A 9,941-nucleotide genomic window follows, 5' to 3' on the forward strand; every position below is an offset into this window, starting at 1 on the left:
CGTGAGCGACGGATTATACTCCGCCTTGACACCGTTTTCCGCGCTATGGAAGAATCCCGTCTTTCCCAGACCGACGCGGGAGATCCGACGCCGTGAAGATACTCGTCGTGGGAGGAGGCGGCCGGGAGCACGCGCTCGCATGGAAGCTCCGCCAGAGCCCCCAGGTCGACGATCTCTATGCCGCCCCCGGCAACGCCGGGATCGCCGCCCTGGCCGATTGCGTGCCGATCGATCCTTCCAGCATCGTGGAACTGGCCGACTTCGCCGAGAAGCTGCGGATCGATCTGACGGTCGTCGGCCCCGAGCTTCCCCTCACCCTGGGTATCGCGGAGGAATTCCAGAAGCGGGACCTGCGGATTTTCGGGGCTTCCCAGGCCGCGGCGGAGATCGAGCGGAGCAAGGTCTTCGCCAAGGAATTCATGCGCCGGCATCGGATCCCCACGGCCGCATTCAGCGCGTGCGCGACCAGCGACGAGGCCCTCGCCGCGCTGGCCGGGCACGGCAAGTCGGGCTATCCCGTCGTCCTGAAGGCCGACGGGCTGGCGGCCGGGAAGGGGGTGTTGATCGCCGAAAGCCCCTCGGAGGCCGAGGCGGCGATCATCGACATCATGAAGCGCCGGAAGTTCGGCAACGCGGGCGACCGGATGATCATCGAGGATTTCCTGCGCGGCCCGGAAGTCTCTTTCTTCGCCCTCTCCGACGGCGAGCACGTCCTTCCTCTGGTCACCTGCCAGGATTACAAGCGGATCGGCGACCACAACCGGGGCGCCAATACCGGCGGAATGGGCTCGTTCTCCCCTTCCGTGTGCGTGACTCAACCCGTCTTCGAGGGCGTGGTGGAGAAGGTCCTGCGCCCGGCCATCAGGGGGCTCGCGCAGGAGGGGCGTCCCTACCGCGGCGTGCTGTACGCCGGGATCATCCTCACGGAGCAGGGTCCCCAGGTCCTGGAGTTCAATGCCCGCTTCGGCGACCCGGAGACCCAGGTCTTGCTGCCGCGGCTCAAGAGCGATCTCGCTCCGATCCTGCTGGCGGCCGCCGAAGGCCGCTTGAGCGCGGCCAATCCGGAGTGGAGCCGGGACCGGGCCGTGTGCGTGGTGATGGCTTCGGAGGGGTACCCCGAAGCCCACGAAAGCGGCAAGGAGATCCAAGGGCTGGAGCGCGCCGCGTCCGTGCAGGGCGTCACCATCTTTCACGCCGGAACGCTCCGCGAGGATGGAAAGATCTTCACGGCCGGCGGCAGGGTGCTCGGCGTGGCGTCGCGCCAGGCGAGCTTCGAAGCGGCCCGTCGGTCCGCGTACGCTGCCGTGGAGTCGATCCGGTTCGAGAACCGCTACTTCCGCAACGACATCGGCGCCGACGCCGTGCGGCACGAGCAGACGGCGGGACCGGCAGTCCCGGCGAAACCAGGAGCCAAGGGGATCGCATGAGCAAAACCCGACCTCAGGTGGGAATCGTCCTCGGGAGCGAAAACGATCTCCCTCGCATCACGAAGGGCGTGGAGCTGTTGAAGAAATTCGGGGTCGAGATCGAAGTGGAGCTTTCGTCGGCTCATCGGGCTCCGGAAAAAACCGCCCGTTACGCCCGGGAAGCCGAAGGGCGCGGCCTCAAGGTCCTGATCGGGGTCGCCGGCTTCGCGAACCATCTCGCCGGCACGCTCGCGGCGAATTCGTTCCTGCCGGTCATCGGAGTGCCGCTTGACTCCTCCCCTCTCAACGGTCTCGACGCGCTGCTGTCCACGGTCCAGATGCCCTCCGGCGTTCCCGTGGCCACCGTGACCATCGGGGAGGCCGGAGCCGTCAACGCCGCCGTCCTGGCCGTCCAGATTCTGGCCACCGCCGACGCCGAGCTGAAGAAGGCTCTTCGCGAGTACCGGGAAGAGATGACCGAGAAGGTGGTCCGGCGGGCCGAGGAAATCCGGAACCGAACGTGAGCCGGCCATCGCTCTATCACGTCGCCACGCTGGGCTGCAAGCTCAACCAATTCGACTCCGCCGCCCTCGAGTCGCTTCTCCTTCTCCACGGCATGAAGCGGACCGGCGATCCCGCGCAGGCGCGCGTGGTCGTGGTGAACACCTGCACCGTCACCTCCGCCGCCGACTCCCAGTCCCGGCAGGCGATTCGCAGGCTGCGGCGTCAAAGTCCCGATGGCATGCTGATCGTCACGGGCTGCTACGCGCAGCGGGACCCCGGGGCGATCGCGGCGATCCCAGGGGTCGACGCGGTGGTCGGTCTGCGCGGCCAGCGGCAAATCCCGGAGCTGATCCGGCGGCTCGCCCCGGAAGCGCTGCCGGTGGCCTGCATCGAATCGGCGGAGAACCCGCTTCCCTGTTTCGCCGATCGCACCCGCGCGTTCCTGAAGATCCAGGAGGGGTGCGACCTTCGCTGCTCCTACTGCGTGATACCTTTCGTGCGCGGCGCGAGCCGGAGCGTCGCTCCCGCGGCGGTGCTCGACCAAATCGCCCGTCTGGCGGAGAGCGGCTTCCAGGAAATCGTCTTCACGGGGGTGAACACAGGAGACTACGGTAAAGACCTGACTCCGCCCACCTCGCTCGCCGCCCTGCTTCGCCGCGCCTGCGAAGTGCCGGGAGTCGGAAGGTTGCGGCTCAATTCGGTCGAGCCGCGCGGCGTGACGGAGGACTTGATCGAGGTCCTCGCCGCCTCCGGCAAGATCGCGCCGCATCTCCAGGTCCCACTGCAAAGCGGGTCCGATCCGGTTCTGGCGAGGATGCGCCGCCCCTACCGGACCCGGGACTACCGGAAGGTGCTCGAGAAGGTCCGCAGGCGGATTCCGGAGGCGGGTCTGGGGGCCGACGTGATCGTCGGGTTCCCCGGCGAGACGGAACAGGATTTTCTGGAGACGCGCGATTTCATCGCCGCCTCCGAGCTCAATTACCTGCACGTTTTCAGCTTCACGCCGCGGCCGGGCACTCCCGCAGCGGGCATGCCGGGGGCCCTTCCGGGCGGCGTCCTCAAGCAGAGAAGCGCCGCCCTCCGCGATACCGGACAGGAGCTGTCGCGCCGGTTCCGCGACTCGTTCGTCGGCAAGGAGCTGGAAGTCCTGGGCCTGCGGGAGGTTCTCCCGGAGGGTCGCGTCCGGGGGCTCTCGGGCAACTTCATCGACGTCGAGCTTGAGGCCGAGCCGGAGCTCTCCTTCAACCGCCTCCTCCGGGCCCGGGTCACCGCGGCGGGACGCAGCTCCGTCACGGCGGTTCCTTGCACTTCGCCCGCCTGGGAGAGATGCCGTTGAGCAAGATTCCTTCCCGCCGCCGGATCGACGCGGAGCGGCGCCGCCTGGACCAGCAGCTCCTCGCCCATCTCGACGCGGGGGAGATCAAGGAGGCGATCCGCCTGGAGCCCCGTTATCGGGAACTCTCCCGGCGCGCCGGAGCGCCGGAGCTCCTCGGTTACTTTCTCCTGGATCTCGGTGACGTCCATTACGACAAGGAGACCTATCCCGAGGCCTTGAAATACTATCTGGCGGGGTTGAGCGAGCTCGGCGCCGATCCCCTCGAGCAGGGAGTCGCCTCGCTTCAGGTGGCCTTCTGCTACTCCTTCCAGCATCGTTACGAGGAAGCCCTGAAGTGGCTGGACCGCTGCTTGGAGAACCGGGCCTTCTATCAGAACGGCCGGGCCGCGGGCTTTTCCGAGCGGGCCCGCATCGAGGTGGAGCGCCATCAGCGCTACCCCGAATCGGTCCATCACTATCTCTGCGCGCTGGAGCTGTACGATCCACGGAAGCCGTATTACAGCGCCGAAGGACATCAGGCGACTCTCTACGGCCTGGCCGCCACGTTCGACGAGGCGCGGATGCCGGCCCACGCGCGGACCTACTATCAGAAAGTGGTCAAATTCGGACACCCGGAGTTCGGCTACGTGAAAGAGGCTCGGAGCGGCCTGGAGCATCTCGAAAAGACGCCTGATCCCCTTCCCTGAGCGTCGCTCGCGGAGACAAAAAAACCCGCCGGCTCCCGGAGAGCCGGCGGGTTTTCTTCTTCCGCCGTCCGCCAGCGAATCGCTAGCTCTTCTTCACCAGATCCTTCAGATTCTTCGCGACGCTGAACTTGGCGACCGTCTTGGCGGGGATCTTGATGGCCTGACCGGTGGCGGGGTTGCGCCCCATGCGGGCCTTACGCTTCACGACCTTGAACTTCCCGAGACCGGCGAGCGGAACCTCCCCGCCCTTCTTCATCGTCTTCTCGACGATGGAGGTGAATCCTTCCAGGAAGGTCTTCGCCGCCTTCTTCTCGCAGCCGCATTCCTTGGCAATCGCCTCGATCAGATCGGTCCGGGTCATCTTGCTCACGCTTGAATTCCTCCGGGAGGGGCCGACATGGCTCCAACGCGCGCTTCTTCTACCATTTTCTTGCGGGGGAATCAAGCCTGGGGTGAGGATCGATCGGAACGGGCTCCGGTCGCGCCTCGTCTGAACGCACGCTTCGTCGGGACTGTTCTCCGGCGCGCGCCCGCCGGCCGGGTCAGCGTGGCCGCGGGCCGACGCTGAGAAGGTTCCAATGATCTCCGGCTTTTCCGACGGCCAGGTGAACGCGGTCCCCGACGCGATGCCCGCCGCTGACCGATCTTTCGACGAGGATGGGGCCGATTTCGCGCGCTTCCCCGTCGCGGCGCCCGTAGAGAATCCCTTCCTGAACCTTCGTGAGGACGAACTCTCCGCTCAGGACGGCGGTGTATTCGCCGGGCACGTGAAAATCCTTCTCTTCGGGGGGGCCGGGAGGGGTGGCATCGTCCTCCGACCCTTCCTCCCGGTCGAGCGCGGAGAGATCTTCGCCTCCGAGGATCGACTCCCGATTCTCCTCGAAATCCTCCGGTCCGATCAGCCCCGCGCCGAACAGCCATTCGTTGAGGCGGCGCATCGCGGCCCGAGCCTCCTCCACGGAGCTCGCGGCGAGTCCCTCCTTCTCCTGCAGGTACCAATCCAGATACTGGGAGAAGTGGAAGCACCGCAGCCGATCCAGGCGCGCGGCCGCCGCCGCATCGCGGGGCGGGGTCCCCGGCCGTCCCAGGCCGCCGTGGATCTCGAGGAAGCCCCGGAATCTCTCGATCTCCGCGCCATCGGGGAAGGCCGCGCCGAGAGCCTCCCGGTATCGGGCCAGGGCCGCGTCCAAGGTCAACGACTTCACCGCCCCCAGCCTCCCGCCGCGGCTCCCCGCACCGTCAGCTCCACTCCACGGGCAGCCGGACTCTCCTTCCTTCCCGATCGTGGTAGAGGAGAAACTGGTTCTCCATCCCGAACCGGTGGAGGTCGCGGGTCACCTCCACGTCCTTCCGGCAATAGGTCTCGATGAGATCAAATCGTCCTTCCTTCACCCAGGCAAGGGACTGCAGACCCTCGGCCAGTTTCCGCGCGCCCAGGGTCGCCCCGGCGAGGGCATCGAGGCGCAGCCGGAATCCGAGCTTCGCGTGGATGTACGCCAGGAGGTCGAACGTCCGGATCCTGCCCAGATCCCAGGGGGTATACCCGGAGAGCACCGGGAGATCGAAACGGTCGATGTTGAAGCCCACCACTTGATCGGCCGTCACGAGATCCAGCAAGAGCCGCTCGATCTCCTGCTCCCGGTAGACGCGGTATTCCTGCCGCCCTTCGTCGAAGACCACGCCGATCGACATCCCCATCCGGGCGACCTGCGCCCACCCGCCCACCTCTTCGGCACTGCGCAGGGTCTCCAGATCGAAATAGAGAATCTTCGACTCTGGACCGAACCGCGGCGGCGGCGCCCCGCCGGCCTTCGGAGAAGGGACCTCCGGCGTCGTCTCCTCCGCCGCGGCCTCCGCCTCGAGAGGGATTCCGCCGACGAGCACGCCGAGAATGAGCGACGCGGAACGTTTGTCCAGCGGCTGGTTGCCGTTGCCGCATTTCGGAGAGTGAATGCAGGAGGGGCACCCGCTCTCGCAGCGGCAGCCGTCGATCAGCCTTGCCGTGCGTTCCAGAAGGTCTTCGAGCGATTCATATCCCTTGGCGGCCAGGCCCACGCCTCCCGGGTAGCCGTCGTAGATGAACACGGCGGCGCGCCCGATTTGGGGATGGAGCGGATAGGAGATTCCCCCCACGTCGGAGCGATCGCAGATGGCCAGCAGCGGAAACAGCGAGATCGCGGCGTGCTCGACGGCGTGGATTCCTCCCATGAAGTGCCCTTGCCGGGCCACCACCATGCCGCGCAGCGCCTCGGGAAGCTCCGCCCAAAGGCCTACGGTCTCGAACAGGATCGGCGGAAGCGTCAACGGATGCGAGGAGAGACGATCCCGGCCGCTGAGCCGCCGCTTCTCGTAACCGAGAATCTGCTCGGTGACCTTCAGCCTTCCGAGCTTCACTTGGGCCGGGCCGAGCTTCCGGCAGGCCATCGTCTCGAGAATCTCGGTCTGCTTCTCGGCCTTGACCTCCGTGTAATAGTCGGAGTCCACCGGTTCGGCCTTCACTTTTCGATTCTCGACGTCCAGCGCGCGCACCAGGTATTGCTGGCCCAAGTGGAGGTAGATGGCCCCTTGGTGGCATTCGTGGAACGCCCGCACGGCGTCCACCGTCCCGATCACCCGGGCCGCGCGGTCCCTTTCCTCCGCTCGCAGGATGGTGTAGGTGTTGCCGATTCCTCTCAGGTTCACGCCGCGCTGGGGCCGGCGCCGAAAGGAATACCATCGCTCGGAATCGGCGTCACGGACCAGCCCCCCTTGGCGCTCCAGCTCCTGCACCGCCCCGAACGCGCCCGGCGCGTAGCGCGGCGCGTCGCGCTCGCGGGTGAGGGGAATCTCGGCGCCGGCGCACACGAGATGATCGGAGGCGATCACGCGGTTCCCGGGGTCGAAGACGACTTTCTCGAAGCCGCGCGCGAAGAACTCCCCGGGCTCACGCATGAAATACTGGTCCAGGGCGTCCGGCATTCCCACCAGGCACGTGAGGGATTCCCGCGCCTCCCGGCCGACCCTGCCGATTCGCTGCCAGGACGACACGATCGACCCGGGATATCCCACGAGGATGCAGACGTCCAGCCCGCCGATGTCGACGCCGAGCTCCAGGGCGCTGGTGGAAACGACCCCCCGCACCTCGCCGGTCAGGAGCTTCCGCTCGATCGCCCGTCTCTCTTCCGGCAGATATCCGGCGCGATAGGAGGAAATCTGGCCGCGCAGGTGCGGCTCCTGCTGCACGATCCAGGAATGGATCAGCTCGGTGATCTTCCGGGCCTTGGTGAAGGCGATCGTCCTGAACCCCTCCCGAAGGGATCGCGACAAGAGCTTCACGGCCGCGCTGTAAGGGCTCGCGGAGGGATTGATGAACAGGATGTGCTTCGCCGAGCGGGGGGCGCCGTTGCGGTCCACCAGGGCGAACGGGAGTCCGGTCAGGCTTTGTCCCAGCTCTCCAGGATTGGCGATCGTGGCCGAGCAGGCCACGAAGCGGGGCGCCGCGCCATGGTGCTCCGCGATCCGGCGCAGGCGCACGAGAATGTGGTGGAAGTGGCTTCCGAAGATCCCCTTGTAGACGTGCAGCTCATCCAGGACGACGATCCGCAGCCGTGAAAAGAACTCCCGCCAGTCCTCATGGTAGGCGAGCAGTCCGAGGTGGAGCATGTCGGGATTCGTGATCAGAATGTCGGGCGGGTCGGCCTTGATCGCCTTGCGCTTCGAGGGGGGGGTGTCGCCGTCGTAGATCTCCGCGCGTATCGACCGGCCTCCTCCGAGATCCTCCCCGAAGGCCCGGACGGCCTTGAGCTGATCCTGCTCCAGCGCCTTGTAGGGGAAGACGTACAAGGCCCGGGCCCCCGGCTCGCGGGCGACCCTCTCGAACGTCGGAAGGATGTAGATGAGACTCTTGCCCGACGCGGTCGGCGTCACCACCACGACGTTCTGTCCGCTCCGGACCCGGTCGATCGCCTCGGCCTGGTGGGAGTAGAGCTGCCGGATTCCCTGGCGGGCCAGGGCCGCCGCGAGCGGCGCGTCGAGCGCCGGGGACGGCGCCGCATATCGGCCGGGCGAGGCGGGAAAGGACCGCGCTTCCACCAGATCGGGGCCGAAATCGGGGGAAGCTTGGAGGGCACGAACGAATTCGATCATCCGCTAGGCTCGCTGGTAGTCGTAGAACCCCCGTCCCGATTTCCTTCCCAGGCTGCCGGCCTCCACCATCTTCTTCAGGAGCGGACAGGGACGGTATTTGGGATCTCCGAATCCTTCGCGCAGGATCTCGAGGATGGAAAGACAGGTGTCGAGACCGATGAAGTCGGCCAGGGCAAGCGGTCCCATGGGATGATTCATCCCCAGCTTCATCACGGTGTCGATCGCTTCCCGCGTGGCGACGCCTTCCCAGAGGGCGTAGATCGCCTCGTTGATCATCGGCATCAAGACCCGGTTCGAAATGAATCCCGGATAATCGTGCACCTCCACCGGCACCTTTCCCCATTTCTCCGACAGCGCGCGGACCGCCTCCCACGTCGGGTCGGCGGTGGCGTGGCCCCGGATCACTTCGACGAGCTTCATGATCGGGACGGGATTCATGAAATGCATCCCGATGACGTCGGCGGGGCGGCCGGTCGCCGACGCGATCCGGGTGATGGAAATGGAGGAGGTGTTGGAAGCCAGGATGACGCCCGGGCGGCAGAACCGGTCCAGCTCGGCGAAGATCCTGCGCTTCAGCTCGAGATCTTCGTTCACGGCTTCCACCACGAAGTCGGCCGCGGAGAGCCTCTCCAGATCCATGACGCCGGAGATGCGCGACAGGGTCGCGGCCTTGTCGGCCGCGGCGATCGTGCCTTTCTCCACGCCTCGCTGCAGGCTTTTTCCGATGGCCTCGAGCGCCCGTTGAACCAGCTCGGGAGCGCGCTCCGCCATCAGGACCGCATGGCCCGCCTGGGCGGCCACCTGGGCGATCCCGTGTCCCATCGTGCCGCCCCCCACCACGCCGATCGTTCGGATCTCCATGCTCTCCCCCTCGGGCGTCCGGCCGGACTATTTTGCGGGCATCGCACGGATGGCCATGGCGACGGCGTTGCCGCCGCCGAGGCACAGGGCAGCGATTCCTTTCGTTCCCCCTCGATCCTGGAGAGCGTGGACGAGCGTCGTGAGAATCCTGGCGCCGCTCGCTCCGATGGGGTGGCCCAGCGCCACCGCCCCCCCGTGCACGTTCACTCGATCCGGCGGAAGCTTCAGCTCCCGGATCAAGGCGATGGCCTGAACCGAGAAGGCCTCGTTCAGCTCGTAGAGATCGACCTCTTCCCGCCTCCAGCCGGTTTTCTTCAGGACCTCTTCCACGGCGCCCAGCGGCGCCATCATGACCCACGCCGGCTCCAGACCGGAGGTGGCGTAGGCGACGACCTCGGCTTGCGGCTTGATCGAGTGCTTCGCCGCCGCGCGCTCCGACAGGACCAGCATCGCCGAGGCTCCGTCGTTGACGCCCGGCGCGTTGCCGGCCGTCACCGTTCCGTCCGTCTTGAAGGCGGGCTTCAATTTGGCCAGCGCCTCCAGGGTGGTGTCGCGCCGCGGCCCTTCGTCCCAATCGAAGCGCATCGGATCGCCCTTCTTCTGGGGAATGTCCAACGGCAAGATCTCGCTCTTGAATTTCCCCGCATCGAGCGCGGCGATCGCCTTCCGGTGGCTGTTGCAGGCATACTCATCCTGGGCGCGCCGGCTGATGTCGTACTTCTCCGCGACGTTCTCCCCCGTGCATCCCATGTGATAGTTCTCGTAGACATCCCAGAGCCCGTCGCTGATCATGGAATCGAGCACCGGAGCGTTGCCCATCCGGTATCCTTCCCGGGCCCCCATGAGAAGATAGGGAGCGTTGCTCATGCTTTCCATGCCGCCGGCCACCACGATCTCCTCGTCTCCCAGCGTCACCGCCTGGGAGGCGAGGACGACGGCCTTGAGTCCCGACCCGCATACCTTGTTGACGGTCATGGCGGCCACCTTTCCGGGGAGTCCTCCCCGAAGTGCAGCCTGCCGGGC

At 66.5% G+C, this 9,941-nt stretch carries 9 protein-coding genes; 4 read left to right on the plus strand and 5 right to left on the minus strand.

The window, feature by feature from the left end; all coding sequences use genetic code 11:
- Positions 1-92 precede the first annotated feature (92 nt).
- Genes purD through VGR67_03135 form a run of 4 tightly spaced genes read left to right on the plus strand, consistent with a single transcriptional unit; the run spans position 93 to position 3,932 of the window.
- Positions 93-1,427, plus strand: a complete 1,335-nt coding sequence (gene purD / locus VGR67_03120) for a phosphoribosylamine--glycine ligase (GenBank protein HEV8335386.1) — start codon at positions 93-95, stop codon at positions 1,425-1,427.
- Positions 1,424-1,930, plus strand: coding sequence for a 5-(carboxyamino)imidazole ribonucleotide mutase (gene purE, locus VGR67_03125; GenBank protein HEV8335387.1), 507 nt, complete (start codon positions 1,424-1,426; stop codon positions 1,928-1,930). The genes purD and purE overlap by 4 nt, the downstream gene beginning before the upstream one ends.
- Positions 1,927-3,246 carry a tRNA (N(6)-L-threonylcarbamoyladenosine(37)-C(2))-methylthiotransferase MtaB gene (mtaB, locus tag VGR67_03130; GenBank protein HEV8335388.1) on the plus strand — a complete coding sequence of 440 codons (1,320 nt, stop codon included), beginning with the start codon at positions 1,927-1,929 and terminating at the stop codon, positions 3,244-3,246. The genes purE and mtaB overlap by 4 nt, the downstream gene beginning before the upstream one ends.
- Entirely contained in the window at positions 3,243-3,932 is a 690-nt protein-coding gene (locus VGR67_03135) for a tetratricopeptide repeat protein (GenBank protein HEV8335389.1), read from the plus strand. Before mtaB ends, VGR67_03135 begins: the two co-directional genes overlap by 4 nt.
- An 82-nt stretch (positions 3,933-4,014) precedes the next feature.
- Here VGR67_03135 and VGR67_03140 read toward each other — a convergent pair whose 3' ends face one another.
- The 5 genes from VGR67_03140 to VGR67_03160 form a co-directional block, all read right to left on the minus strand.
- Entirely contained in the window at positions 4,015-4,293 is a 279-nt protein-coding gene (locus VGR67_03140) for an HU family DNA-binding protein (GenBank protein HEV8335390.1), read from the minus strand.
- 181 nt (positions 4,294-4,474) lie between these two features.
- Positions 4,475-5,137, minus strand: coding sequence for a hypothetical protein (locus VGR67_03145; GenBank protein ID HEV8335391.1), 663 nt, complete (start codon positions 5,135-5,137; stop codon positions 4,475-4,477).
- 34 nt (positions 5,138-5,171) lie between these two features.
- Positions 5,172-8,057 (minus strand): DEAD/DEAH box helicase, encoded by a 2,886-nt coding sequence (locus VGR67_03150; GenBank protein HEV8335392.1) that lies wholly within the window; start codon positions 8,055-8,057, stop codon positions 5,172-5,174.
- Between the two features lie 3 nt (positions 8,058-8,060).
- Positions 8,061-8,918 carry a 3-hydroxybutyryl-CoA dehydrogenase gene (locus VGR67_03155; GenBank protein ID HEV8335393.1) on the minus strand — a complete coding sequence of 286 codons (858 nt, stop codon included), beginning with the start codon at positions 8,916-8,918 and terminating at the stop codon, positions 8,061-8,063.
- Between the two features lie 27 nt (positions 8,919-8,945).
- Positions 8,946-9,941 (minus strand): acetyl-CoA C-acyltransferase (locus tag VGR67_03160; GenBank protein HEV8335394.1); only part of this gene is annotated, 996 nt, incomplete at its 5' end.

This window comes from Candidatus Polarisedimenticolia bacterium (assembly GCA_036004685.1).
Classification (GTDB): Bacteria; Acidobacteriota; Polarisedimenticolia; order Gp22-AA2; family AA152; genus DASYRE01.

Coding starts and splice junctions, on each gene's coding strand:
- purE (HEV8335387.1), top strand. CDS start 1,424: ATGAGCAAAACCCGACCTCAGGTGGGAATCGTCCTCGGGAGCGAAAAC.
- VGR67_03140 (HEV8335390.1), bottom strand. CDS start 4,293: ATGACCCGGACCGATCTGATCGAGGCGATTGCCAAGGAATGCGGCTGC.
- VGR67_03150 (HEV8335392.1), bottom strand. CDS start 8,057: ATGATCGAATTCGTTCGTGCCCTCCAAGCTTCCCCCGATTTCGGCCCC.
- VGR67_03155 (HEV8335393.1), bottom strand. CDS start 8,918: ATGGAGATCCGAACGATCGGCGTGGTGGGGGGCGGCACGATGGGACAC.